24 protein-coding genes are annotated in these 24,917 nt (G+C 70.6%); 18 read left to right on the top strand and 6 right to left on the bottom strand.

From position 1 onward, the window contains the following. The first annotated feature begins 54 nt into the window (after positions 1–54). Entirely contained in the window at positions 55–693 is a 639-nt protein-coding gene (locus AB0B33_RS31060; RefSeq protein WP_247016439.1) for an HAD family phosphatase, read from the top strand. Here AB0B33_RS31060 and AB0B33_RS31065 read toward each other — a convergent pair. From AB0B33_RS31065 to AB0B33_RS31080, 4 genes are all read right to left on the bottom strand, one after another. After that, positions 659–1,381 (bottom strand): hypothetical protein, encoded by a 723-nt coding sequence (locus AB0B33_RS31065; protein WP_360778035.1) that lies wholly within the window; start codon positions 1,379–1,381, stop codon positions 659–661. The genes AB0B33_RS31060 and AB0B33_RS31065 overlap by 35 nt on opposite strands. Continuing rightward, positions 1,378–1,896 carry a SigE family RNA polymerase sigma factor gene (locus tag AB0B33_RS31070; protein ID WP_247016435.1) on the bottom strand — a complete coding sequence of 173 codons (519 nt, stop codon included), beginning with the start codon at positions 1,894–1,896 and terminating at the stop codon, positions 1,378–1,380. The genes AB0B33_RS31065 and AB0B33_RS31070 overlap by 4 nt, the downstream gene beginning before the upstream one ends. Before the next feature lie 105 nt (positions 1,897–2,001). Beyond that, on the bottom strand, positions 2,002–3,090 hold the full coding sequence (locus tag AB0B33_RS31075) for an inositol-3-phosphate synthase (RefSeq protein WP_247016433.1): 1,089 nt from the start codon (positions 3,088–3,090) through the stop codon (positions 2,002–2,004). 72 nt (positions 3,091–3,162) lie between these two features. Further along, complete coding sequence (locus AB0B33_RS31080; RefSeq protein WP_086856499.1) at positions 3,163–3,708, bottom strand: PadR family transcriptional regulator; 546 nt, start codon at positions 3,706–3,708, stop codon at positions 3,163–3,165. A 246-nt stretch (positions 3,709–3,954) separates the two neighbouring features. Between AB0B33_RS31080 and AB0B33_RS31085 the strand changes: the two genes are divergently transcribed. From AB0B33_RS31085 to AB0B33_RS31100, 4 genes are all read left to right on the top strand, one after another. Further along, positions 3,955–4,353 carry a DUF5318 domain-containing protein gene (locus tag AB0B33_RS31085; RefSeq protein WP_360778038.1) on the top strand — a complete coding sequence of 133 codons (399 nt, stop codon included), beginning with the start codon at positions 3,955–3,957 and terminating at the stop codon, positions 4,351–4,353. 67 nt (positions 4,354–4,420) lie between these two features. Beyond that, the gene (locus tag AB0B33_RS31090; protein WP_360778040.1) at positions 4,421–7,153 is read left to right on the top strand and encodes a transglycosylase domain-containing protein; all 2,733 of its coding nucleotides are present in this window, start codon (positions 4,421–4,423) and stop codon (positions 7,151–7,153) included. A gap of 310 nt (positions 7,154–7,463) precedes the next feature. Further along, positions 7,464–9,713, top strand: coding sequence for a transglycosylase domain-containing protein (locus AB0B33_RS31095; protein WP_360778134.1), 2,250 nt, complete (start codon positions 7,464–7,466; stop codon positions 9,711–9,713). 78 nt (positions 9,714–9,791) lie between these two features. Beyond that, the gene (locus AB0B33_RS31100) at positions 9,792–12,125 is read left to right on the top strand and encodes a transglycosylase domain-containing protein (protein ID WP_360778042.1); all 2,334 of its coding nucleotides are present in this window, start codon (positions 9,792–9,794) and stop codon (positions 12,123–12,125) included. A gap of 34 nt (positions 12,126–12,159) precedes the next feature. Here the strand turns inward: AB0B33_RS31100 and AB0B33_RS31105 are convergent, their stop codons facing one another. Continuing rightward, positions 12,160–13,203 carry a Gfo/Idh/MocA family oxidoreductase gene (locus AB0B33_RS31105; protein WP_360778044.1) on the bottom strand — a complete coding sequence of 348 codons (1,044 nt, stop codon included), beginning with the start codon at positions 13,201–13,203 and terminating at the stop codon, positions 12,160–12,162. Positions 13,204–13,259: 56 nt separating this feature from the next. Between AB0B33_RS31105 and AB0B33_RS31110 the strand changes: the two genes are divergently transcribed. Both AB0B33_RS31110 and AB0B33_RS31115 read left to right on the top strand, forming a co-directional pair. Further along, positions 13,260–14,318 carry an ROK family transcriptional regulator gene (locus AB0B33_RS31110; protein WP_360778136.1) on the top strand — a complete coding sequence of 353 codons (1,059 nt, stop codon included), beginning with the start codon at positions 13,260–13,262 and terminating at the stop codon, positions 14,316–14,318. Positions 14,319–14,366: 48 nt separating this feature from the next. Next, on the top strand, positions 14,367–15,917 hold the full coding sequence (locus AB0B33_RS31115; protein ID WP_360778046.1) for a glycosyltransferase 87 family protein: 1,551 nt from the start codon (positions 14,367–14,369) through the stop codon (positions 15,915–15,917). Here AB0B33_RS31115 and AB0B33_RS31120 read toward each other — a convergent pair. Continuing rightward, the gene (locus tag AB0B33_RS31120) at positions 15,914–16,687 is read right to left on the bottom strand and encodes a deoxyribonuclease IV (RefSeq protein ID WP_360778048.1); all 774 of its coding nucleotides are present in this window, start codon (positions 16,685–16,687) and stop codon (positions 15,914–15,916) included. The genes AB0B33_RS31115 and AB0B33_RS31120 overlap by 4 nt on opposite strands. A 114-nt stretch (positions 16,688–16,801) precedes the next feature. Here AB0B33_RS31120 and AB0B33_RS31125 point away from each other — a divergent pair, with 114 nt between their 5' ends. The 11 genes from AB0B33_RS31125 (at position 16,802) to AB0B33_RS31175 (ending at position 24,684) form a co-directional block, all read left to right on the top strand. Then, positions 16,802–17,602 (top strand): hypothetical protein, encoded by an 801-nt coding sequence (locus AB0B33_RS31125; protein WP_360778050.1) that lies wholly within the window; start codon positions 16,802–16,804, stop codon positions 17,600–17,602. 125 nt (positions 17,603–17,727) lie between these two features. Beyond that, entirely contained in the window at positions 17,728–18,636 is a 909-nt protein-coding gene (locus tag AB0B33_RS31130; protein ID WP_360778052.1) for a hypothetical protein, read from the top strand. 87 nt (positions 18,637–18,723) lie between these two features. Beyond that, positions 18,724–19,644, top strand: coding sequence for a hypothetical protein (locus AB0B33_RS31135; RefSeq protein ID WP_360778054.1), 921 nt, complete (start codon positions 18,724–18,726; stop codon positions 19,642–19,644). Positions 19,645–19,746: 102 nt separating this feature from the next. After that, entirely contained in the window at positions 19,747–20,073 is a 327-nt protein-coding gene (gene rpsF / locus AB0B33_RS31140) for a 30S ribosomal protein S6 (RefSeq protein WP_176742059.1), read from the top strand. 17 nt (positions 20,074–20,090) lie between these two features. Beyond that, entirely contained in the window at positions 20,091–20,606 is a 516-nt protein-coding gene (locus tag AB0B33_RS31145; protein ID WP_360778056.1) for a single-stranded DNA-binding protein, read from the top strand. Positions 20,607–20,649: 43 nt separating this feature from the next. Further along, a complete protein-coding gene (gene rpsR / locus AB0B33_RS31150; RefSeq protein ID WP_003098744.1) occupies positions 20,650–20,898 on the top strand; it encodes a 30S ribosomal protein S18 in 249 nt (82 codons plus the stop codon). Between the two features lie 14 nt (positions 20,899–20,912). Then, a complete protein-coding gene (gene rplI, locus AB0B33_RS31155; RefSeq protein ID WP_003098743.1) occupies positions 20,913–21,374 on the top strand; it encodes a 50S ribosomal protein L9 in 462 nt (153 codons plus the stop codon). 126 nt (positions 21,375–21,500) lie between these two features. Then, entirely contained in the window at positions 21,501–21,854 is a 354-nt protein-coding gene (locus AB0B33_RS31160; RefSeq protein ID WP_315863238.1) for a hypothetical protein, read from the top strand. After that, positions 21,851–22,447, top strand: coding sequence for a DUF3558 domain-containing protein (locus AB0B33_RS31165; RefSeq protein ID WP_360778059.1), 597 nt, complete (start codon positions 21,851–21,853; stop codon positions 22,445–22,447). Before AB0B33_RS31160 ends, AB0B33_RS31165 begins: the two co-directional genes overlap by 4 nt. Position 22,448: 1 nt before the next feature. Further along, on the top strand, positions 22,449–23,807 hold the full coding sequence (locus tag AB0B33_RS31170) for a hypothetical protein (protein ID WP_360778061.1): 1,359 nt from the start codon (positions 22,449–22,451) through the stop codon (positions 23,805–23,807). A gap of 88 nt (positions 23,808–23,895) precedes the next feature. Next, a complete protein-coding gene (locus AB0B33_RS31175; RefSeq protein WP_247016403.1) occupies positions 23,896–24,684 on the top strand; it encodes an ESX secretion-associated protein EspG in 789 nt (262 codons plus the stop codon). Positions 24,685–24,917: the final 233 nt, after the last annotated feature.

The raw sequence follows: 24,917 nt of genomic DNA on the forward strand, positions 1-24,917 counted from the left end.
ACAAAAATTAGTAAGGGTGGCTAAGTAACTCCTCTCACAAGCTAGGCTCGGGGCATGGACGCGGTGATCTTCGACCTCGACGGCGTGCTGGTGGATTCCGAGCGGATCTGGGACGAGGTGCGGCGCGCGGTCGTCGCCGAGCACGGGGGCACCTGGCGCGAGGAGGCGACCCGGGCGCAGCAGGGGATGAGCACCCCGGAATGGGCCCGCTACCTGGTGGAAGAGCTCGGCGCGCGGACGACCCCGGCCGAGATCGCGACGATCGTCGTCAAGCGGATGGCCGCCCGGTACGCCGCGGAACCGCCGCTGATCCCGGGTGCCGTGGACGTCGTGCGGCAGGTGTCGGCGCGCTGGCCGGTGGCGATCGCGAGCTCGTCGCCGGTGATCCTGATCAAGGGCTTCCTCGACGTGACCGGCCTCCCGGTCGGCGCGGCGGTGTCGTCCGAGCAGGTCGGCGCCGGCAAACCGGCACCGGACGTCTACCTGCGGGCGGCCGAGCTGCTGGGCGTGGCCCCGGAGGACTGCGCCGCCGTGGAGGACACGACGAACGGGCTCCGGTCCGCGCTGGCGGCGAAGATGGCCGTGTACGCGGTGCCGAACCCGCACTTCCCGCCGGATCCCGAGGTGCTCGCGCAGGCGACGGCGGTGGTGGCGGAGATCACCGGCTTGCCGGGTGCGCTGGGCCTGGGTTGACGTCGTAGCGCACCGGCGGTGACCCCGGCTTGACGTCGGCGAGGTAGACGCGGTCGCGCCCCAGCGTGCCGACCTCCTTGGCCGAGCTCAGGTCGCCGGCCCCGTCGTAGAGGCGCAGCACCCGCACCGACGGGTCGGCGAGGTAGACCGCCTTGCCGGCCGGCAGCGGGCCACCGGGCTTGCCGACGTACCCGGCCCGCACGACGCCGTCCGCCAGCGGGACGCACGACGGCGACTCGATGCCGTACTGCGCGCCGCCGCCGTGGGTCAGCCCCTTGACGAACGCCGAGACGCAGAGCAGCGGCCGGCCCGCGGGGTCCTGGGGGTTGAGCGCGAAGGAGGTCCAGGCTTCCGTCTGGCCCGCGAAGTCGGTGAGGGCGACCGGCTCACCGCCGCCGCTCAGGTTCGCCGGCGTGATCTCGGGGGTGGCGAGCACCAGGTCCTGCCCCGGGCGCGTCGCCGGCTCCGGCGGCGGCGACTGGGCCGTGGTGACCTGGGTGACGATCGAGACGCTGGTCAGCACCACCAGGACGGCGGCCAGCGGCGCGATCCACACGGCGGCCCGGCGGCGGCGGTGCGGCCGGCGCTGCCTGCGCTGCTGCTCCGCCCAGGCCGCGTCGAGGTTGGGCGCGACCTCCGCCGCCTGGTCCCGCAGTGCGTCGGCCAGCTTGCGTTCGAGGTCGGTCATCGCTCACCTCCCAGGTCGTCCCCCAAGTGCTTGCGCAGGTTCTCCATCGCGTGGTGGGTGGTCGCCTTCACGGTGCCGGGCGAGATGCCGAGCGTCTCCGCGATGGCCGCCGTGCTCAGGTCCAGCCAATACCTCAGCACGAGGACCTCGCGCTGTCGCCTCGAGAGCTTTTCCAGCACCGCGCGCAGCTGCTGGTGCTCCCAGTTGGCGACCGCCCTGACCTCGGCCGACAGCTCGTCCGGCGGCCGGTCCTGCGGGGTGCGCCGGACCACGCGCAGGTGGCGCGTGCGCGACCGCGACATGTTCACCACGGTCGTGCGCAGGTAGCCGGCCACCCGGGTGTGGTCGCTGAGCGAGTCCCAGCGCTGGTGGAGCTTGACGAAGGCCTCTTGGGCGACGTTCTCGCCGTCGTCCGCGCCGAGCAGGTGCGCCAGCCGGGTCATCTGGCCGAAGTACTCCCGGAACAGGTCGTGGAAGGTCGGCGCGCCCAGGTCCCCCGGCACGCTTTCGCCCACGCTCGCACTCACACCCCGCCAACGCGCACCCCGCCCCACCGGTTTAGTGCACCACGCCAAGAAGGCCGCCACCAGCGGTGACGGCCTTCTTGGAGCAGGTCTGTCCTACCGCTCGATCTCGCCGCGGATGAACTTCTCGACGGCGTCGCGCGCGGTCGAGTCGTCGTACTGCTCCGGCGGCGACTTCATGAAGTAGGAGGAGGCCGACAGGATCGGACCGCCGATGCCGCGGTCCTTCGCGATCTTCGCCGCGCGGACCGCGTCGATGATGATGCCCGCCGAGTTCGGCGAGTCCCACACCTCGAGCTTGTACTCCAGGTTCAGCGGCACGTCGCCGAAGGCGCGGCCCTCGAGCCGGACGTAGGCCCACTTGCGGTCGTCGAGCCACTGCACGTAGTCCGACGGTCCGATGTGGACGTTGCCCTTGCCGAGGTCGCGGTCGACCTGCGAGGTGACGGCCTGGGTCTTCGAGATCTTCTTCGACTCGAGCCGCTCGAGCTCCTTCATGTTCAGGAAGTCCATGTTCCCGCCCACGTTGAGCTGCATCGTCCGGTCGAGCTGGACGCCGCGGTCCTCGAACAGCTTCGCCAGCACGCGGTGCGTGATGGTGGCGCCGACCTGGGACTTGATGTCGTCGCCGACGATCGGGACGCCGGCGTCTTCGAACTTCTTCGCCCACTCGGGGTCGGAGGCGATGAACACGGGCAGCGCGTTGACGAACGCCACGCCGGCGTCGATCGCGGCCTGGGCGTAGAACTTGTCCGCCACCTCGGAGCCGACGGGCAGGTACGACACGAGCACGTCGGCCTCGGCCTCGCGCAGCGCCGCGACGATGTCGACCGGGGTCTCGTCGGACTCCTCGATCGTCTCGCGGTAGAAGCGGCCGAGGCCGTCATGGGTGTGGCCGCGCTGGACGGTGACGCCGAGCGGCGGCACGTCGGCGATCTTGATGGTGTTGTTCTCCGAGGCGAAGATCGCCTCGGACAGGTCGCGGCTGACCTTCTTGGCGTCCACGTCGAACGCGGCGACGAACTCGATGTCGCGGACGTGGTACCCGCCGAAGTCGACGTGCATCAGACCGGGGACGCGGGTGGCCGGGTCCGCGTCGCGGTAGTACTGGACTCCCTGGACCAGCGACGCCGCGCAGTTGCCGACGCCCACGATGGCCACCCGTACGCGGCGGTTCTCGCCCATGGGGGTTTCTCCTTCAATCCGTGTCTGTTCAGTAGGTCAGGTGCCGCGACGCTGCGGCCCGCGCCGGGCGGCTCAGGTTTCCGGACCCTGCCGCTCGGCTTGTTCGTGCGCGATCAGCTCGTTGAGCCAGCGCACCTCCCGCTCGCTGGTCTCCAGCCCGAGCCGGTGCAGCTCGCGGGTGTAGCGATCGATCTTCTCCTCGGCCCGCGACAGCGCCGCCCGCAATCCCTCGCGGCGCTCCTCGACCCGGCGGCGGCGGCCCTCGAGGATCCGCATCCGCACGTCGGCCGGGGTGCGCGAGAAGAAGGCCAGGTGAACACCGAAGCCTTCGTCGTCCCAGGTCTGCGGCCCGGCGTCGCCGAGCAGCTCACCGAAGCGCTCCTTGCCCTCCGCGGTGAGCTTGTAGACCCGCCGTCCGCGCCGCGACCACGCCCGGTCGTCGGCCTCGTCCAGCTCTTCGACCAGGTACCCGGCCCGCAGCAGCTTCCGCAGGGTCGGGTACAGCGAGCCGTACGAGAACGTCCGGAGCGTGCCGAGCGTCTCGTGCAGCCGCTTGCGCAGCACGTACCCGTGCATGGGCGCTTCGTGCAGAAGACCCAGGATCGCGAACTCCAGCACACCGCACCCCCTTCCGGGAACAAACCGGGGCGACGGACGTTGCTCCGAACGGGTCGCCTCGATCCAACCTACTCAGCCACTATATCGCGCCGATACATCGAAGTGGCGAAGCTAACCTCGACCGTCTACTCAGTGCGGGCGAAATTCACCGGAGAGTTATCGAACGTCCGGCGTGTCCGCCCCGGTCGGGCACTTGGTCGCGCTAGGGGGCGTGGACCACACAGGAAGAGCCCGTACTCTGTCCTGGTGATTAACCAGCGGCAGGTCGTGGACTACGCGTTGCAGCGCCGTGCGCTGCTCGCCGAAGTCCGCTCCGGGCGCGTCGGCGGCTACGAAGCCTGCGACGCGAGCCCGTACCTGCTGCGGGCGGCGAAGTTCCACGGCCGGGCCGGTGACCAGCCCTGCCCGATCTGCCGCCAGGAACCGCTGACCCTGGTGTCCTGGGTCTACGGTGACGAACTCAAGCACGTCGCGGGTTCGGCGAGGACACCCGATGAGCTGGCCAGGATGGCCGGCATGTTCGCCGAGTTCACCGTGTACGACGTCGAAGTGTGCCGGGCGTGCCACTGGAACCACCTGGTCCGGTCGTACGTCCTCGGTACGGGGGAGCCGGCCGACGGTCCACGGAGGACCGCGGGCCGGTGAGCTGGAACACAACCGCTGAAGAGCGCAGAACGGCGCGCTACCGGGCGCCGGTCTGGGAGGCCCATTCGTGAACGACGACCGCAACCGCTCCTGGCCCGGCCAGGAGCCAGATGCACCTCGCCGTGCCCAGTCCGGCCAGTGGCCGGGGGAAGACCCCGGACCGGCGTGGCCCGGCGAAGAAGCCCCCCGCCGACCTCAGCGCAACACCCCGCCCCGCGGCAACCCGCGTGGCGGCGGTGGCGCGCCCGAGTGGCCGTCCGGCGACGAAGGCGGCCCGCAGTGGCCGGGTGAAGAGCCGCCCCGGCGGCCGCAGCGTCCCCGCGGGCAGCAGGGCATGCCGCCGCGGCGGGCCGTCCCGCCGACCGGGCAGCGTCCCCAGCAGGGCCCGCCCGCTTCGCCGCCGGAGGGTTTCCGCCAGCCGCGCGGCGGCCGGCCGGTGCCGCCCCCGGGCCGTGAGCCGGACCTCATCACCCACCACGCGCACAACGGCACCGACGACTTCGGGCGCGACCCGTACGACGACGGCTACGAGGACGCCGCGTTCAACGAGTTCGCCGACGACGTCGAGCCCCAGGACGAGCTCGACGAAAAGGGCAAGCGGATCCTGACGCCGGCGCAGAAGAAGAAGCGCCGCTGGAAGATCGTCCGGCGGGTGGCGTACGCCTTCGTCGGCCTGTTCTTCGTGGTCCCCGCGATCGCGTTCGTCATCACGTACTTCCTGGTCGACGTGCCGACGCCGGAGAGCATCAAGTCGCTGCAGAACCAGCCGATCACCTACTACGACGCCGGCAACCAGGTGATGGGCCGCGAGCTCCCGCCGGGCGGCGACCGCCAGCTGCTCAAGCCGGGCGAGGTCCCCGACGTCGTCAAGCACGCCGTGTACTCGGCGGAAGACGCGACGTTCGAGACCAACTCGGGCTTCGACGTCACCGGCATCCTGCGCGCGGTCTGGAACCAGGTGTCCGGTGGCCAGGGCGGTGGTTCGACCATCTCCCAGCAGTACATCAAGCAGGCCACGCAGAACGACGCCCCGACGCTGACCCGCAAGTGGACCGAGCTGGCGAAGTCGTTCAAGATGAACAACCAGCAGTCCAAGGAAGAGATCATCACTTCCTACCTGAACATCGTCTACTTCGGCCGCGGCGCGAACGGCATCCAGGCGGCCGCGAAGGCGTACTTCAACAAGGACGCGAAGGACCTCAACGCGTCCGAAGCCTCGTTGCTGGCCGGCCTGATCCAGGGCCCCGGCCGCTCGGAGAACCAGAAGTACGCTCTGCAGCGCTGGACGTACGTGATGGACCAGATGGTCGCCAACAAGTGGCTGCGGGCGGACGAGCGCACCGCCGCCCAGTTCCCGACGCCGATCGCGAAGAACGCGAACAAGGAGGAAAACTCCGGGAAGATGACCTACCAGCTCCAGCAGCGGATCAAGGACGAGCTGGCGGCGAAGGGTTACGACGAGAACAGGCTGTTCTCGACCGGAGCGAAGATCTACACCACGATCGACCCGGCGGCGCAGGCCGCGGCGGAGCAGGCCTCTCAGGAGGGCATGAAGGGCCAAACCGACGAGAACCTGCTCAACGCGCTGGTCGCGGTCAACCCGAAGAACGGCGGCGTGATCGCCTACTACGGCGGGCCGGAGCTGGTGAAGGACGCGAACGGCAAGGACCAGATCGGCCAGGACCGGGCGAACCAGGCGCGGAACCCGGGTTCGTCGATGAAGGCGTTCGACCTCGCGGCGTTCCTCAAGATGGGCAAGGGCCTCGGCGAGACGTTCGACGGCTCGAACAACCGGGTGCTCGGCGGCCGCACGGTCCGGAACGCGGGTGACAGCGCGAGCTGCGGCAAGGACTGCACCGTCGCGAAGGCGATGGAGATCTCGGCGAACACCGTGTTCTACGACATGGTCCTGAACGTGACGAAGCCGTCGCGGGTCGCGGAAGCGGCGAAGGAAGCCGGGGTCAAGGTCGCGCCGGACGGCAAGAGCGTCCTCTACACCGACGACAACAACATCTCGCTCGGCGGTGGCGGCACGGCCGTGACGCCGGAGGACATGGCGGCGGCGTACGCGTCGTTCGCCAACGGCGGCACCTACCACGAGCAGCACTTCGTCTCGAAGCTCACGAACAAGCAGGACGAAGTCGAGTTCGACGAGAACAACATCAAGACCAACCCGGCGTTCTCCGACGACGCGGCCAAGAGCCAGCAGATCGCCGGCAACCTCACCGAGGCGCTGGTGCCGGTCATCGATCACTCGAAGCTGAAGTGCCCGACCGGCCACGAGTGCGCCGGCAAGACCGGTACGCAGCAGTACACCGCCAAGGACGACGACCCGGCGGCGTACAAGGACCGCAACGCGCAGACCTGGATGGTCGGCTACACCCCGTCGGTGTCGGCCGCGGTCTGGGTCGGCGGCGACGGCAACAAGCCGCTGCACGACCCGAAGAACAAGCCGATCTTCGGTGCGACCATCGCCGGTCCGACGTGGCAGAACTTCATGAACCTCTACCTCAAGGGCAAACCGGCGGAGAAGTTCGACAAGGTCGCGCCGATCGGCAAGGACGTCAACGACGTGACCACGACGCCGACGAAGCCGCCGGAGACGCCGACCACGACGACCCCGCCGACCACCACGGAGTCGTCGCCCAGCACCGAGCCGACGAAGACCGACACGGAGACGCCGACGTCGCGGACCCGGCCGACCCGGCCCGGACCTGGCGAAACGCCGACGTTCCCGCTGGGCAACAACCAGGGTGGTGGTGGCGGAGTCGCTGCTCCACCGGGCGCCGGCCCGGGCTAGCCCCCTCAGGGCCCTCCGCGATCGCGCGGAGGGCCCTGAGTCGTTTTCGGGGTGATCACCGGCAACCCGGCGCGGTGCTGCGCGTCCATTCCTAAAGGGGTGGCGGTTGTCGCTGCCCGCGAACCTGGAGGACTGCCCCGTGCCCGACGATCGATCCCGCTCCTGGCCGCCGGGCCAGGGTCCTGATCCGCGCCGTCGTGGGCCGTCCGGACCGCAGGGCCCGAACGGGCAGCCGCCGCGCCGGCCGCAGCAGCCCTGGCAGCAGCAACCGCCGCAGCAGCCGCGGGGGTACCGGCCCGAGCCGCCGCCGATGAGCGGCGGCCCCGAGCTGATGACGCACCACGCGTACGAGGAGCCGGGCGGCTACGACGACGTCGAGCAGCCCGAAGACGGCAAGCCGGTCCTCACCCCGGAACAGCGCAAGAAGCGCCGCTGGAAGATCATCCGGCGGGTCGCCTACGGGTTCTTCGGGTTGTTCTTCGTGCTGCCCGCGATCGCGTTCGTCATCACGTACTTCCTGGTCGACGTGCCCTCGCCGACCGAGGTCGCGCAGAACCAGAGCCAGGCGGTGACCTACCTCTTCGCCGACGGTTCGCCGATGGGCAAGGACGTGCCGCGCGGTGGCAACCGGGTGCTGCTGACGCCCGAGCAGATCCCCGACGTCATGAAGCACGCGGCGATCGCGACCGAGGACGACTCCTTCGAGACCAACTCGGGCTTCGACGTCGGCGGCCTGCTGCGCGCGGTCTACAACCAGGCCACCGGCGGGACCGGCGGTGGTTCGACGATTTCGCAGCAGTACATCAAGAAGGCCACCGACAACGACGCCCCGACGTTGACGCGCAAGTGGACCGAGCTGGCCAAGTCCTTCAAGATGAACCAGACGTACGAGAAGAAGGACATCATCACCGCGTACCTGAACATCATCTACTTCGGGCGCGGGGCGTACGGGGTGGGCGCGGCGTCGCAGGCCTTCTTCCACAAGGAAGCCAAGGACCTCAGCTTCTCGGAAGCCGCGCTGCTCGCGGGCCTGATCCAGCAACCGGGCCGGTCGGAGAACCCGAAGGTCGCGAACGACCGCTGGAACACCGCGCTGGACCGGATGGTCAAGAACAACTACATCTCCGCGGCCGACCGCGCGGCGGCGCAGTTCCCGACGCCGATCCCGCTGGAGGACAGCAAGCAGCAGGCCGGCGCGCCGCCCGCGTTCGTCGTGCAGCAGGTGAAGGAAGAGCTGGCCGCGCACGACATTTCGGAAGACCGCTACTACTCCGGCGGTTTCGTGGTCCAGACGACCATCGACCCGAAGGCGCAGCAGGCCGCCGAGCAGGCCGCGACCGACGCGATGAAGAACCAGGTCGACGACAACCTGCTCAACGCGCTCGTCGCCGTCGACCCGAAGACCGGCGGCGTGCTCGCCTACTACGGCGGCAAGCCGATCGTGCAGGTCAACGGGCAGGACCAGGCCGGGCGCGACTGGGCGGACACCCCGCAGAACCCGGGCTCGTCGATGAAGCCGTTCGACCTCACCGCGCTGCTCAAGATGGGCAAGGGACTCGACACCACCTACGACGGCTCCAACAACCGCGTCTTCGACGGCCGCGTCGTGCGCAACGCCGGCCCGGGCAGCAGCTGCTCGCAGCAGTGCACCGTCGCCGAAGCGATGGAGCGTTCGGCGAACACCGTGTTCTACGACATGGTCCTGCACGACACCAAGCAGGGCCCGGTCAAGGAAGCCGCGAAGGAGGCCGGCGTCAAGGTCAAGGAGGACGGCGGCCAGTCGATCATCTCCACCAAGGACAACAACATCTCCCTCGGCGGCGGCGAAACCCAGATCACGCCGCTGGACATGGCCGCGGCGTACGCGACCTTCGCGGCGAACGGCCAGCAGCGCCAACGGCACTTCGTGCTCAAGGTGACCAACGCGCAGAGCGAAGTCGCGTGGGAGGCCCCGACCGAAGCCAAGGCCGTGTTCGACAGCGACTCGGACAAGAGCCGGCAGATCGCCGGCAACGTCACCGAAGCGCTGAAGCCGGTCATCGGGTTCTCGAAGCTGAAGTGCCCCAACGGCCACGAGTGCGCCGGCAAGACCGGTACGCAGCAGCACACGAAGACCGCGGGTGAGCCGGCGTGGGCGGCGAACGCGAACTCGCAGACCTGGATGGTCGGCTACACGCCGTCGGTCTCGGTGGCGGCCTGGGTCGGCGGTGACGGCAACAAGCCGCTGCACGGCAAGAACAACTCGCCGATCTACGGCTCCACGATCGCCGGTCCGATGTGGCAGAAGTTCCTGTCGCTGTACCTGACGGGCAAGCCGGGCGAGCGCTTCGACAAGGTCGACCGCATCGGCGGTGCGGTCGCGCCCCCGCCGTCGTCCGACGTGGCGCCGACGACGGAATCGGCCCCGACCGGCGAGAACGGGAACGACGGGGACAACGGCGACCAGACCGGCGGCACCCCGACCGGCGAGGAGTCGAAGCCGTCGACCCCGCCGAAGCACACGAAGCCGTCGACGACCCCGAAGGAGACTCCGACCGGTACGCCGGACCCGGAGGAGTAGCCGGCTGAACCACGGTGGGCGGCGGTACGTGTGCCTCCCGAGAGGACTGCGTCCGCAGCCCACCGTGGAGGACGGCCCGTGAACCACGACCGGCAGCCCGACCCCCGTCGCCGTCGCGCCCGGCGGCCCGCGCCCCGCGCCGGGCTGCTGGGCAGCGAGCCCGAGCTGATCACCCACCACGCGCACAACGGGACCGAGCCGGACGAGCCACCGACCGTGCCGATCATCCGGCAGCGCGCGGGCGAGCCACCGCGGCGGCCGCGGCCGCTCACCGCCCAGGACCTGCGACGACGGCGGTGGCGGCGGGTCCGGCGGATCGGGTACGTGGCCGCGGGCCTGTTCTTCGCCGTCCCGGGGATCGCCTTCGCGATCACCTACCTCGCCGTCGACGTCCCCTCGCCGGAAACGATCGCGCAGGCGCAGGGCCAGGCCGTCACGTACCTGTTCAGCGACGGCACCGAGATGGGCAAGGACGTGCCCACCGGCGGCAACCGGCAGATCCTGGCGGCGAACCAGATCCCGGACGTCGTCAAGAAAGCCGTGATCGCCACCGAAGACGCGTCCTTCGAGACGAACTCCGGCTTCGACGTCGGCGGCATCCTGCGCGCGGCCTACAACCAGGTCACCGGCGGTTCCGGCGGCGGGTCGACGATTTCCCAGCAGTACATCAAGAACGCTTCCGGCGACGACGATCCGACGCTGACCCGCAAGTGGGCCGAGCTCGCGAAGTCGTTCAAGATGAACCAGACCTACGACAAGGCGGACATCATCACCGCCTACCTCAACATCATCTACTTCGGCCGCGGCTCCTACGGGATCCAGGCCGCCGCGCAGGCGTACTTCGGCAAGGACGCGGGCCAGCTCGACTACTCGCAGGCCGCGCTGCTCGCCGGGTTGATCCAGCAGCCGGGCCGCTCGGAAAACACGGCCGTCGCGACGAACCGGTGGACGACGGCGCTGGACCGGATGCTGAAGAACGGCTACCTGACGACGGCCCAGCGCGCCGCCGCGAAGTTCCCGACGCCAATCCCGCTGCGCGAGAGCAGGCAGGCCGGCGCGCTGAACCCGTTCATCAAGAAGCAGGTCAAGGCCGAGCTGGCCGCGCAGGGCATCGACGAGAAGCAGTACTACTCGGGCGGGTTCCAGGTGTTCACCACGATCGACCCGCAGGCGCAGCAGGCCGCCGAAAAGGCGGTCGCCGAAGGGATGGACGGCCAGACCGACGACCGGATCCTCAACGCGCTGGTCGCCGTCGACCCGAAGACCGGCGGCGTGCTCGCCTACCACGGCGGCGAGGCGATCGTGAAGGGCCCGAACGGCGAGGACCTGGCCGGGCGCGACTGGGCCGACGAGGCGCACAACCCCGGGTCGTCGATGAAGCCGTTCGACCTGGCGGCGTTCCTCAAGCTCGGCCGGGGCCTCGACGCGCGGTTCGACGGCACGTCCCCGCGCACGTTCCCCGGCGTCGACCTCCCGATCCGCAACGCCGGCGACAGCAGCAGCTGCTCGCGGGAGTGCACCGTCTCCGAGGCGATGCAGCGGTCCACGAACACGGTGTTCTACGACATGGTCCTCAACGTGACGAAGCCGGCCGGCGTGGCGGAAGCGGCGCGGGAGGCGGGTATCCAGACGAAGGACAACGGCGGCCGCAGCGAGCTGTTCACCGGCGACAACAACATCTCCATCGGCGGGGGCGGCACGCAGGTGACGCCGTCCGACATGGCCTCGGCGTACGCGACCTTCGCCGCGGGCGGCGTCCAGCGCGACCGGCACTTCGTGCAGAAGGTGACCAACGCGAACGGCGAAACCGCGTACGAGGCGAAGCTCCGCTCGGCCGACGCGTTCGCCGACAACGACACGCAGAAGAGCGCGCAGATCGCCGGGAACGTGACGGCGGCACTGGCGCCGGTGATCCAGTTCTCCCGGCTGACCTGCCCGACCGGTCACGAATGCGCGGGCAAGACGGGGACGCAGCAGCACACGCCGCAGAACGACGAACCCGCGTCGGCGGCCAACGCGAACTCCCAGACGTGGATGGTGGGCTACACGCCTTCGGTGTCGGCCGCGGTCTGGGTGGGCGGCGACGGCGACAAGGCCCTCCGCGGCCCGGGTGGCGCCCCGCTGTTCGGTTCGACGCTCGCCGGCCCGATCTGGGACCGGTTCATGCAGCTCTACCTGAGCGGCCGGCCGGGGGAGCGCTTCGACCGCGTCGCCGCGATCAGCTCGCCGCAGGACCGGGTGCAGGTCCAGCAACCGCCGCCGCAGCAGCAACAACAGCGCGACCAGCGGGACTCGGTCCGGTTCGGCGACGGCGGCAACCGGCAGCAGAACGACCAGCTGGACCGGATCCGCGAATTCCAGCAGCGGCTGCAGGAGCTGCAGGACCAGCAGCGCGGCCGAAGGAGGCCGTGACCTCGGAGCTGGGGGTCACCGAGGTCACGGCCGGTCAGAGGGCGACCACCGCGCCTTCGACGCCGGAGCGGTGCGCGGCTTCGATCACGCGCAGGGCCGCGACCGACGACTCGGGGTCGACCGGGAGCTCGCCTTCGCCGCGCAGCGCGTCGCGCACCTGCGCGTAGAACGACTCGTAGCGGCCGGTCTCGGTGGGGACGGTCTTGGTGTCGTTGCCGACGCCGATCTTGCCCGCGTCCGACGCCGGCTCGACGCCCCACGCGTCGTCGCCCGGCCGCATGCCCGCCTTGATCTGCGGTTCCTGCACGTCGAGGCCGTACTTGGTGAAGGTCGCCTGGTCGCCGAGCACCCGGAAGCGCGGGTTCAGGGTGCCCGCGAGCGCGCTCGCCCACAGGTGCGAGCGGACGCCGTTCGCGTGGTGCAGCGCGACGAAGACGTCGTCGTCGACCTGGACGCCGGCGCGGCGGCGGTCGACCTCGGCGTAGACGCGCGTGACCGGGCCGAACAGCTGCAGCGCCTGGTCGACGATGTGCGCACCGAGGTCGTAGAGCAGGCCGCCGGCCTCGGCCGGGTCGCCGAACTCGCGCCAGTTGTCCTTGGGCTTGGGCACCCAGCGGTCGTAGCGGGACTCGAAGCGGAAGACCTCGCCGAGCTTGCCGGACTCGAGGACCTTCCGGACGGTGAGGAAGTCGGAGTCGAGCCGCCGGTTCTGAAACACGGTCAGGCCGACGCCCGCCACCTTCGCCGCGGCGACGACCCGCTCGGCCTCGGCCGCGGTGGGTGCGAAGGGCTTGTCGACGACCACCGGCAGGCCGGCCTCGATCGCCCGCAGCGCGAGCGGCACGTGCGTGCGGTTGGGCGTGCTGACCACGACGAGGTCGAGTTCGTCCGCGAGCGCGAAGAACGCGTCGGCGTCCGGCACGACCTCCGCGCCGGGGTGGTCGGTGCGCGCCTGCGCGGCGTTGGACGACGTCGTGATCACCGCGGGGGTGAGGCCGGGCGTCGCCGCCACCAGCGGGGCGTGGAAGACGCGTCCGCCGATGCCGTAGCCGAGAACACCCACGCGCAAGTCACTCATGCCCGCCATTAAACAACACTGTTGCGTAATTGGCCAGGCGTGCGAAGATCCTGTCCATGGCGGACACCGGGGTCAACCTGCGCGGCGTGCGGGAGCACAACCGCGCCCTGCTGCTCACGCACATCCTGCGCGCCGGTGGCCTCAGCCGCGTCGAGCTCGCCGAACGCACCGGGCTCACCCAGCAGGCCGTCTCCAAGATCGTGCCCGAACTCCTCGACGCCGGCTTGCTGGACGAGCAGCGCCAGCCGTCGGCCGGGGTCGGCAAGCCGCGCACGCTGCTGACCGTCCGGCCCGGCGCCCGGCACGCGCTCGGCGCGCGGCTCGACCGCGACGAGTTCCGCGTGCTGCGCACCAACCTCATCGGCGAGGTCGAGGAGACGGCGGGCGGCCCGCTGCCGCCCGGGTTCACGCCCGAGCAGGCGGTCGAGGCCATCGGCACCGCCGCGCTCGAGCTCGCCGACGGCTTCGACGTGCTCGGCCTGTGCCTGGGCGCGGTCGGCCCGCTGGACCACCTCGCCGGCCTGGTCCGCGACGCGACGAACATGCCGGGCTGGCACGACGTCCCCCTGCGTGACCTGCTGGAGAAGCGCACCGGGCTGCCGGTGTCGCTCGACAAGAACACCAACGCGGCCGCGTTCGCCCGGCTCTGGCCGCACGGCGAGCCGACGGCGACCGCGGTGGTGCTCGTCGGCACCGGCATCGGCGTCGGCCTGCTGATCGACGGGCGGCTCTACCGCGGCCCGCGGACCAACGCGGGTGAGTTCGGGCACACCACGATCGCCTACGACGGGCCGGTCTGCGCCTGCGGGCGACGCGGCTGCGTCGAGATCATGGCCAAGCGGGCACCGGACACGCGGGCCGCCGCCGGCTACCTCGGCATCGGGCTCGCCGACCTCGTCCAGGTGCTCGACCTGGAGCGGATCGTGCTGGCCGGCCGCGCGGTGCGGGACGAACCGGACGTGCACCGGGAAGCCGTTTCCGCCCGGCTCGAGGAGCTGCTGCCGCTGCCGCACTGGCAGCGGATCGAGGTCGTCGAAGACACCTCCGGCGAGGAGCTCGTGACCCGCGGCGCCGCCGCCGAGGTCCTGGCCTCGTACTACGCGAATCCGGCATGATCACCGGCTTCACCGCCGCGCTCGGCGATCACCGATACGATCCGCCTCGTGCCAGAGGAGACCACGCGCGAGCCGGACCCCGGCCCCGTGACGCTGACCCGGGCCGACCGGGTCGTCCCGAGCTGGAACGAGCCACTCGCGGCGGCGGTCACCAGACCCGTCGGCGGCCCGCTCGGTGAGCACGCGGCGGTCGGCAGGCACTGGTTCTGGTCGCCCCAGCGCGTCGGGCTGCTGCTGGCCACGCTCGCGCTGATGCTCTGCTGGTTCGGCAAGGGGTCCTGCATCCAGCAGTACCAGGACTCCAGCGGCGCCACCCAGCTCGACTGGCGCGCGGGCCGCCCGTTCGTCGCGATGTGCTACTCCGACATCGTGCCGCTCTACAGCTCCGAGCGGCTCGACCGGCCGGGCACCTTCCCGTACTACACGTCGTGGAAGGAGAACTCCCAAACGGCGGAGAACGGCACCCGGTACATGGAGTACCCGGTGTTCACCGGCCTCTTCCAGTGGGCGAACGCGAAGCTCGCGGCGGGCTGGTACCACGTCGCCGAGGCCGGCTGGCTGCCCGGCGGGCTGCCGGTGGCCATCTACTTCGACCTCACGGCGCTGTTCCTGGCGCTCGCCTGGCTCGTCACCGTCTGGGCGACCGGCCGGACGATGAAACGCCGGCCGTGGGACATGGTGCTGGTGGCGATCTCACCGCTGGTGCTGGTGCACGCCTTCACCAACTTCGACGCGATCGCGACCGCGTTCACCGCGACCGGCCTGCTGGCCTGGGCGCGCAAGCGGCCGCTGCTCGCCGGGCTCCTGCTCGGCCTGGGCGCGACGGCGAAGCTCTACCCGCTGTTCCTGCTCGGCGTGCTGTTCGTGCTGTGCCTGCGCGCGGGGAAGCTGACGCCGTTCTGGAAGACCGCGGGCGCCACCGTCGTGACGTGGCTGGTGGTGAACGCGCCGTTCATCCTCACCGCCACCCGCGGCTGGTGGGAGTTCTTCCGGATGAACACCCTGCGGCCGATGGACCCGGACTCGCTGTACAACGTCCTCTCGTACACGACGGGCTGGGCCGGGTTCGACGGCGTGCTGCAGAAGAACCAGACGCCGACGTACCTGAACCTCACGGTGGCCGTGCTGTTCCTGGCCTGCTGCGCGGGGATCGCGTACCTCGCGCTCGCCGCACCGCGACGGCCGCGCGTCGGCCAGCTCGCGTTCCTGGTCGTGGCCGCGTTCCTGCTGACGAACAAGGTGTGGAGCCCGCAGTACTCGCTGTGGCTGGTGCCGCTGGCGGTGCTGGCCATCCCGCGCTGGCGGCTGCTGCTGGGCTGGATGCTGATCGACGCGCTGGTCTGGGTGCCGCGGATGTTCTACTACCTCGGCGTCGACCACAAGGGCCTGCCCGAAGGCTGGTTCCTCGGCACGGTCGTGGTGCGCGACCTGGCCGTGGTGGGGTTGTGCGTGCTGATCGTCCGGGAGATCTACCGCCCCTCGACGGACCTGGTCCGGCTGGCGGGCGACGACGACCCGGCCGGCGGCTTCCTCGACGGCGCCCGGGACGTGATCATCCCGAACGCCACCAGGCGCCGCCGGAAGGCCGTGGCCGTCTAACCGAGCTTTTCCCGCAGGTAGGCGATGTCGGCGGCCTGGCCGCCGGCCGGGGTCTCGACGACGACCGGCGCACCCGCCGCGCGGGCCACCTCGGCCAGCACCTCGGGGTCGATCGTGCCTTCGCCCTCGACGACGTTGGCGTGCCGGTCGCGGGTCGAGCCGAACTCGTCGCGGGAGTTGTTGAGGTGCACCAGGTCGATCCGGCCGGTGATGGCCTTGACCTTTTCGACGGCGGTCGCGAGGTCCCAGCCCGCGGCGAACGCGTGGCAGGTGTCCAGGCAGAACCCGGCGCCGAACTCGCCGACCTTGTCCCACAGCCGGGCGATGACGTCGAGGTCGCGGGTCATCGCGTTCTCGCCGCCCGCGGTGTTCTCGATCAGGATCGGGACCTTGAAGCCGCCCTTCTCCTGCTCGCGCTCGAAGAGCTTGCGCCAGTTGTCGAGGCCGGCCTCGGCGTCGTCGTTCGCGCCGACGTGCCCGCCGTGCACGATCAGGCCCTTGGCGCCGATGGCCGCCGCACCGTCCGCGTGCTGCGTGACGTTCTTGCGGGAGGGGATCCGGATCCGGTTGTTCAGCGAAGCCACGTTGATGAGGTACGGCGAGTGGATGAACACCTCGACGGGGTCGGCCGCGATGGCCTCGCCGTGGGGGTGGGGCTTCGGGGCCTTCCAGCCCTGCGGGTCCGAGAGGAAGAACTGGACGACGTCGGCTTTGCGCTCGGCGACCGCGGTCAACGGGTCGTCGTCACGGACATGGGCGCCAATCAGCATGCCGAGCACGCTACTCCGGGCTCTCTTTTCCCCTGCGGGACCGGTTGGTGACGCTCGTGGAGTACCGTGAGCGCGTTCCGTGATCCAGATTGGTCCGACTGCCGGAGGGCATCGATGGGGAAGCAGCTCACCCGGATCACCGCACTGGGATTCACCTTCGCCGCGTCCGCCACGTTGGCGATGCCGGGCATCGCGAGCGCGGACACCAGCCCGACCCTCGGCGGCGACTGCGCGGCCACGCTGCAGAACGGCCAGGCCCGCGACGCGAAGACGGGCCTCGTGCTCGACGCCGGCGCCCCGCTGAACTCGCCGAACCAGCTGACGATCGGCCTCGACTCGAGCGCGCGGAACACGAACGGCACGGCCCCGCTGCTCACCCTCCCGGTGGGCGACACCGTGAAGGCGCTCGGCATCGGCGAGGTCCCGGTGGTCGGCGACGCGGCGGCCAAGGCCGTCTGCCCGGCCGCGCAGGGCGTCGTCAACACGGTCGGCGGCGTCGTGCAGGGCGCGGACCTGCCCCCGCTGCCGCTCCCACCGGCCCCGCCGTCGCCGCCGTCCCCGAACCCGCCGCAGCCCGCGCCGCCGTCCCCGGTGCCGCCGGGGCAGAACCCGCCGGGCGACAGCACCGGCCCGGTGACCACGGGACCGGGCAACGCGGGCCTGCCGGGCGACGCGATCTCGGGCATCTTCACCAACGCCGCGCTGCTGCCGGGCAGCCTGGTGCAGGCCCCGGTGGTCGCGCAGATCATCCCGGGCCAGCAGGTTCCGACGGTCGACGCCGAGAAGTCCGGCACCGCGGAGGCGCTGCCCGCCATCACGCCGCCGGCGAAACTGCCGATGCTGCTGGCGGTCCTGGCCCTCGCGATCGTGGCCGCGGCCCTCGTCCGGGCGTGGATCCGCCGCAGTCCCGCCTGACCCCTTGACGCAGGGTCACCCCCGCTACCACTCGAATGCCGGACATTTCTGAGCGCGCGGGCGTTACCCGGCTGCCCTAACGTCGTTGTCCTGGGAAAGAGGCCACGACACCAGGGGCGGCGCGCATGCAGCAGCGGACACGGAGGGCAACGGCGGTCGGTGCGACGGCGTTCGTGCTCGCGGGTTCGGCCGTGCTCGGCCTGCCCGGCACGGCCTCGGCCGACACGAAGACGGTGCCGTGCGGCAGCACGGTGACCGCCAAGCCCGGCGACCACATCCAGGGCTCGCTGCTCGGCATTCCCACCATCGACCTGGGCATCGTCGGTCAGGCCACCACCGTGCTCACGAGCGTCGTGGGTGGCCTGCTCAACACGGTCTGCAAGGTCACGGTCAACGTGGTGAACACCGTGGTCTCGCCGGTACCGGTGGTCGGCGCACCGGCCGCGAGCGCACTCAACCAGGCCGCGGACGGGCTCAACTCCGCCGGCACGAGCGGCCTCAACACGATCAACGGTGGCGGCAAGCAGTCGTCCCCGCAGCCCGGCACCGGCGGCAACCCGCAGCAACCGCCCTCCGGCGGGACCGGCGGCAACCAGCAGGGTGGCACCCCGCAGGGCTCCGGCGGCATCCCCGAGGCGAACAGCCCGCTGCTCCCCGGCTTCTCCGGCGGCGGCGCGAGCCCGGCGTTCGGCGGCTTCCCGTTCAGCATCGGCACGGGCTACGCCCCGATGCGCGACTACAGCGGCATCCCGTTCGCGACGGCCGGCCTGTTCACTCCGTCCCCGGCGATCCGGTACGGCAGCCAGATCCCGGGTTACGCCCCGCAGTACGGCCTCACCGGCCCCGACGCCACCGCGGCCGACGGCAGTGCCGGCGTCCAGACGGCGGGCCGCGCCGAAGCGCTACCGTCCGCATCGGACGGTTTCACGAACGGGTCGAATCTGCCGCTGCTGATCGCGGTCCTGGCACTCTCCGGAGTCAGCGCGGGCCTCGTCCGCACGTGGGTGCTCCGCCGAATGGCCGCTGCGAATTGACCCGACTGCCGAGTATCTTTCGCGTATCTCCTTCGTTGATCCTGGTGTTGCCTGGAACGACGCCCCCGTAATCCCCTCTGGAGGACAGTGCTCGTGCGGAAGATCCCCACCTGGCAGACGACCCGCCGCGCACTGACCGTCACCGCCGTCGCCGCCTTCGTGACCGGGGGAGCGTTCCTCTCCTCGGGCACCGCCTCGGCCGCCACGACGCTGGCCGGCACCTGCTCGGGCGCGGTGAACGGCAGCATGGGCGACACGGTCGCCGTGCAGGGCACTTCGGTGAAGGAACTCGTCCGCAAGGGCGCGCAGGACTACGTCAACTCCCACCTCTGGACCGCCCTCTCGGTGTGGCCGAACACCATCGCCGACACCATCGCGGGCAAGGGCGCGCTCGCGGTCGGCCAGGTGCCGAACTCCGCCGGCGGCACGATCGCGGGCTCCGCGATCGGCAGCGCCGTCGCCACCGCGCTGAAGGGCTCCAACGGCCTCGGCGTGCTGGACAGCACCAAGACCGAGGTGCTCAACGCGGTCTCGGCGAACGTCGCGAAGAACTGCGGGCTGACCACGGTCGCCACCAACTACGCCCCGCCGAGCACGCCGGGCGCGGGCGGCACCGGCACCCAGCCGGGCGGCGGCACCGGGACCGTCCCCGGCGGCACCTCGAGCAACCTCTCCAACCTGAACCCCGGCACCGCCGGGGGCACGGGTGGCAGCGCGCCGATGCGCGACTACAGCGGCATCCCCACCGCGACCGCCGGCACGGCCGTCGCCCCGGGCGTCCGGTACCCCGCGAACGGCACCCTTCCGGGTGACGCGTCCGCGCCGCAGGCCGGGGTCGGCGACCAGAGCGGGCAGGGCGCCGACATCCGGGACGCCGGCAACGCGCAGTCGCTCGCCTCGAACGGGGCTTCGAACGACGTGCAGCTGCCGATGCTGCTCGCGGTGATCGTGCTGGCCGGGGTGACCGCCGGGCTGGTGCGGACCTGGGTCCTGCGCCGCGCGAGCTGACCCCGCCGTCCGGTCCTGCCGGTACCCCCAGGTAGCCTTACCTGGACAAACCCTCCTGCTACGGACAGTCCGTGGCCGCGAGCCCATAGGAGGTGAGTGGTTGTGTCACGCCATTACGAGGTAATGGTCATCCTGGACCCCACGCTCGACGAGCGTACGGTCGCCCCGACCCTCGACACGTTCCTCAACGTGATCCGCACTTCGGGCGGAAGCGTCGAGAAGGTCGACGTCTGGGGCCGCCGTCGCCTCTCGTACGAGATCAAGAAGCACGCGGAGGGCATCTACGCCCTGCTCGACCTGAACTCGTCCTCGGACGCGGTGAAGGAGCTGGACCGCCAGCTGTCGCTGCAGGAGACCGTGCTCCGCACCAAGGTCATGCGCCGCGAGGTCAAGCGCGCCGCGGCCAAGCCCGCTGCCGCCAAGGCCTGAGCCCGAGGGGAACCCCGATGGCTGGAGACACCGTCATCACGGTGATCGGCAACCTGACGTCCGACCCGGAACTGCGCTTCACCCCGTCCGGTGCGGCGGTCGCGAACTTCACCGTCGCGTCCACGCCCCGCACGCTCGACAAGCAGTCGGGTGAGTGGAAGGACGGCGAGGCGCTGTTCCTGCGCTGCAACATCTGGCGGCAGGCGGCGGAGAACGTCGCCGAGTCCCTGACCCGCGGCGCCCGCGTCGTCGTGCAGGGCCGCCTGAAGCAGCGGTCGTTCGAGACGAAGGAAGGCGAGAAGCGCACCGTCGTCGAGCTCGAGGTCGACGAAATCGGCCCCTCGCTGCGCTACGCCACGGCCAAGGTCAACAAGGTCAGCCGCGGTGGCGGCGGCGGTGGTGACTTCGGCGGCGGCGGTGGCGGCGGCAACCGTGGCGGTGGCGGCGGCGCGCCGGCCGACGACCCGTGGGGCTCGGCCCCGCCGGCCGGCGGCGGTGGCGGCGGCGGCTTCTCGGACGAGCCCCCCTTCTGATCTCGTACACATCCACAAAGATTTGAATTACCAGGAGTAGACAGTGGCCAAGCCACCCATCCGCAAGCCCAAGAAGAAGGTCTGCGTGTTCTGCAAGGCCGAGAAGAAGGGCCGCCCGGAACTGATCGACTACAAGGACACCAACCTGCTGCGGAAGTACATCTCCGACCGCGGCAAGATCCGTGCCCGTCGCGTCACCGGCAACTGCAGCCAGCACCAGCGTGACATCGCCATCGCGGTCAAGAACTCCCGCGAAATGGCGCTGCTCCCCTACACCTCGACCGCGCGCTAAGGGAGGGCACTGAAATGGCGAAGATCATCCTCACCACGGACGTGGCCAACCTCGGCGGCCCCGGCGACATCGTCGAGGTCAAGGACGGTTACGCGCGCAACTACCTGCTCCCGCGGGGCTACGCGATCGTGGCCTCCAAGGGCGCGGAGAAGAACGTGCGCACCATCCAGCGCGCGCAGGAGAGCCGTCGCATCCGCGACCTCGACCACGCCAAGGAGATCAAGGCGACGCTGGAGGGCCTCGGCGCCATCCAGCTCACCGGCAAGGCGGCCGAGGGCTCGAAGAAGCTCTTCGGTTCGATCACCGCCGGCGAGATCGTCGACGCGATCAAGGCGGCCGGTGGCCCCCTGCTCGACAAGCGGGTCATCGAGCTCCGCGACCACATCAAGACCGTAGGCAAGCACTCGGTCGGCGCCCGGCTCCACCCGGACGTGAAGGTCGACGTGCGGCTCGAGGTCAAGGCCGTCGCGCAGTAAGGCAGTACCTCGTGGAAGGCGGGTCGTCCCTGGTGGGCGGCCCGCCTTCACGCGTTTCGGGGGAACCCCGGACACACGGGCGGCGTCGGAGGAGAATGGGCGGGGACGCGAAGGGGATGGATCCGGATGGCCAATGAAGTCAACATGTCAGCACCGGCCGGTGGCGGTGGCTTCACGTTCGACGCCGACAAGATCGACGCCGTCATCAAGAAGTGGCAGGATCTTCGGGCCGATCTGAAGCGCGACTACAACGACGCCAACCTGATGGCGAACGTGAAGGCGCCCGGCAAGGAGTTCGCCAGCGAGGACTGGGAGAAGCTCGCGAACCCGTCCGGCCAGGCCTTCCTCGAGCAGAACCGCAAGATGCAGGAATACGTCACGAACTACATCGACGCGCTGACCGCGGCGAAGCAGAAGATCACCACCAAGGAGTCGGACACCCAGGCCGACATGGCGAAGACGGGGAACCAGGCCACGTGAACCGACGACTGCTCGCCGTCCCGGCACTGGCCTGCGCCGTGCTCGCCGTCGCCGGGTGCGGCGGGAAGACCAGGGGCACCGCCAACGCGGCGCCGTCGACCGCCGAATCCAGCAGCGAGACCCGCTCGGTCGCCGACACCGCGCCGCGGGTGCCGAGCCCGCTGAACGCCGGGTCGATCACCTCGGACGCCTGCGCGACGCAGTCCGCGTCGACGCGCTCCGAGCTGGGCCTCGGCGAAGGCGAGCCGCGAACCACGGGCAACGGCCCGAGCTGCACGTTCACCGAAACCGCCGACCCGGGCAACCAGATCGACGTGACCACGGTGACGGCGAACAAGAACGGCCTCCAGGACGTCTACGACACCAAGGCCAACGACGCCTACTGGGGCGAGACCCAGGCCGCCGGCTACCCGGCCGTCTACGCCGCCGCGGTCGACGACCGCAAGAGCGGCAAGTGCGGCCTGTTCGTCGCGGTGACCGACGAGCTCGCGGTCAACATCCTGGTGCAGTACGACAACGGCGCCGGCGCTTCGGACCCGTGCTCGGTCGCGCAGAAGTTCGGCGAAGCGATGATCCACACCCTGGGAGGCTGAGATGCTGGAACTGGTGCTGCTGGGCGGCTTCGCCGCCTACAACATGGCCACCACGCACTCCGACGACCACACCTCGGCGCAGGGCGACCGCAAGATCGACTGCTACGACATCTGGGAGAAGATCACCACCGGTCCCGGCGCGGGTTCGATCGCGAACGGGCAGTCGGCGGCGAGCCGGCTCAAGGGTGCTTACGCCGAGCGGCTCAGCACCATCGACGGCCTGGCCAAGGACATGGACGCGGCCTGGACGGGCGGCGGCTCCGACGCGGCGCAGAACGCCGGCGCGCACCCGCTGCGGGTGTGGATGGAGGACTCCGGCACCAAGCTGACCGAGTCCGACAAGTACCTCGGCGAGCAGCACAACGCCTTCACCACCGTGCACACGCAGGTCCAGGAAGTCCCGAAGGACCCGCCGAAGAACAACCTGCTCAACGCGGTGACGCCGTGGACGACCGACACCGACCGGGCGATCCGCGACTACAACGCCAAGGGCCAGGCCAACGTCGACGCCTTCAACACCTACTACAAGGCGAGCAACGACAACGGCCAGAAGCTGCCGACGTACTCCGCGCTCAAGGGCCAGCAGGAGAACGTGAACGTCGACGGCGGCAAGGACGGCAAGAAGAAGCCGGGTGGCGACGGCAACGGGAACGGCACCGGCGACGGGACCGGCGGCGGCAGCGGCGGCGGTGGCTCGATGCCCGGCGTGAACATGCCGGGTGCGGGGGGCGTGCCGTCCTTCGGCGGCCAGCCGACCACGCCCGGCGGCAGCTTCGACCCGTCGAAGGTGCCGGGCTTCGACCCCGGTAAGACGCCGAAGTTCGACCCGTCGCAGATCCCCGGCGGGAACTACGACCCGTCGCAGATCCCCGGGCCCGGCAGCTACACCCCGCCGAACTTCGACGGCACCCACGCGTCCGGCTTCACGCCGCCGAAGATCCCCGGGGCCGGCGGGTTCGGTCCCGGTGGTTCGGGTGGCGCGGGCGACTTCTCGATCCCCGGCGGCGGGGGCTTCGGCCCCGGCGGCTCGGGCGGGATCGGTGACCCGTCGGCGGGCTTCGGCCCGGGCGGCGGGGGCTTCGGGCCCGGCGGCTCGACCGGCGCGGCCGTACCCGGTGGGGCGGGCGCGGGCCGGGGCGGCATGGGCGCCGGCGCCGCCGGTGGTGCCGTGGGCGCGGGCGGCGCGGGGGCCGGCCGAGCCGGTGCCACCGGGATGGGTGGCATGGGCGGCATGGGTCACGGCGCCAAGGGCCAGGGCGGTGGCGACGAGGAACGCACGTCGAAGTACCTCCTCGGCGACGACCCGAACGACATCTTCGGCACCGACGAGCTCACCGCGCCGCCGGTCATCGGCGAGTAGCGCACGCGGGGCCACCGGGCGCGTGCCAAGATGGGCGCGCCCGGCTTTTCAGCGGGTTCGAGAACTGTTTTCGACTGGGGGAAGAGCGGTGCTGGACAGGCAAGTCACGATCACGACCGGCACCCTGCTCAACCTCATCCGGCGCCGGGGCGGCGAGCCGCACACGGTGCTCGCGGAGACGCCGACCTGGTACAGCGACGAGGCCCAGCGCGAGGAAGACGAGCGCGTCAACGCCGAACTCGCCAAGGCCGGGCTGTTCGGCCCGCGCGGCATGCACCCCGGGTTCGTCGCGACGGTCGAGGCGATCGCGCGGCCGCAGCTGGAGTACTACGGCTGGGTCGACGGCGGCTTCCAGGGCAAGCCGGTCAGCTACCGGCTGCTCGGCGGCAGCGCCGGCGGCGAGGCGTTCGTGCTCGCCAAGCACGAGGAAATGGACGTCGTCGTGCTCGGCTCTTCGCGCCCCGGCGAACTCCTCGACGACTTCCTCGGCCAGATCCCGAAGCTGGCGCCCGGTCGCGGTGCTCCGCTGACCGTGCCGAAGAGCCAGATCGAAGGAACCGCCCGCCGCGACGACGACGGGTTCGCGGTGCTCCGCAACGACCGCCCGGCCGAAGGTTCGCAGGAGGCCGACGAGCTCCGCCGGATCCTCGCGTTGCGCCGGATGGGCAGCGGCAGCCTCTACGTCGCGGCCCGCAACCGGAGCGGCGCGCGGCACCGGATCGAACGGCCGGTGAACTACATCGATACGTCGGAAGGCCGGTGGCTGACCGAAGAGGTTCCGGGGCGCGGGGAGAACCGGATCGCCTTCACCCCGGCCGACCAGCGCGTTCTCGCTGACCGGTTACGCAGCGCACAGGGCCGGCTCACCGCGGCCTGATGCCCGCGCCGTTCAGCCCACCGGGTGGCCGCTCTACCCTGCGTGATATTCATCCACAGGCCCTGGGGTCAATGGGCCCGGACTGGTCCACGACACGCCGAAGGACGGACTTCACGCGACACGCCGAACGAGTTTTCGGCAAGTTCTCCACAGCTTGTTCACATGGGTTGACCTGGGGGTTTCGGGAGACCGATCACGCTTGTCCCCAACTTGTCCACAGCTCTCACGCCACC

It is taken from the genome of Amycolatopsis sp. NPDC049159 (genome assembly GCF_040648295.1).
Taxonomy (GTDB): domain Bacteria; phylum Actinomycetota; class Actinomycetes; order Mycobacteriales; family Pseudonocardiaceae; genus Amycolatopsis; species Amycolatopsis pretoriensis_A.

What these genes read in the sequence shown, in the direction of transcription:
- AB0B33_RS31120 (WP_360778048.1), bottom strand. Translation starts at nt 16,687, where the DNA reads ATGCTGATTGGCGCCCATGTCCGTGACGACGACCCGTTGACCGCGGTC.
- AB0B33_RS31130 (WP_360778052.1), top strand. Translation starts at nt 17,728, where the DNA reads ATGCAGCAGCGGACACGGAGGGCAACGGCGGTCGGTGCGACGGCGTTC.
- AB0B33_RS31125 (WP_360778050.1), top strand. Translation starts at nt 16,802, where the DNA reads ATGGGGAAGCAGCTCACCCGGATCACCGCACTGGGATTCACCTTCGCC.
- AB0B33_RS31065 (WP_360778035.1), bottom strand. Translation starts at nt 1,381, where the DNA reads ATGACCGACCTCGAACGCAAGCTGGCCGACGCACTGCGGGACCAGGCG.
- AB0B33_RS31105 (WP_360778044.1), bottom strand. Translation starts at nt 13,203, where the DNA reads ATGAGTGACTTGCGCGTGGGTGTTCTCGGCTACGGCATCGGCGGACGC.
- AB0B33_RS31145 (WP_360778056.1), top strand. Translation starts at nt 20,091, where the DNA reads ATGGCTGGAGACACCGTCATCACGGTGATCGGCAACCTGACGTCCGAC.
- AB0B33_RS31170 (WP_360778061.1), top strand. Translation starts at nt 22,449, where the DNA reads ATGCTGGAACTGGTGCTGCTGGGCGGCTTCGCCGCCTACAACATGGCC.
- AB0B33_RS31095 (WP_360778134.1), top strand. Translation starts at nt 7,464, where the DNA reads ATGAGCGGCGGCCCCGAGCTGATGACGCACCACGCGTACGAGGAGCCG.
- rplI (WP_003098743.1), top strand. Translation starts at nt 20,913, where the DNA reads ATGGCGAAGATCATCCTCACCACGGACGTGGCCAACCTCGGCGGCCCC.
- AB0B33_RS31075 (WP_247016433.1), bottom strand. Translation starts at nt 3,090, where the DNA reads ATGGGCGAGAACCGCCGCGTACGGGTGGCCATCGTGGGCGTCGGCAAC.
- AB0B33_RS31060 (WP_247016439.1), top strand. Translation starts at nt 55, where the DNA reads ATGGACGCGGTGATCTTCGACCTCGACGGCGTGCTGGTGGATTCCGAG.
- AB0B33_RS31160 (WP_315863238.1), top strand. Translation starts at nt 21,501, where the DNA reads ATGGCCAATGAAGTCAACATGTCAGCACCGGCCGGTGGCGGTGGCTTC.
- AB0B33_RS31110 (WP_360778136.1), top strand. Translation starts at nt 13,260, where the DNA reads ATGGCGGACACCGGGGTCAACCTGCGCGGCGTGCGGGAGCACAACCGC.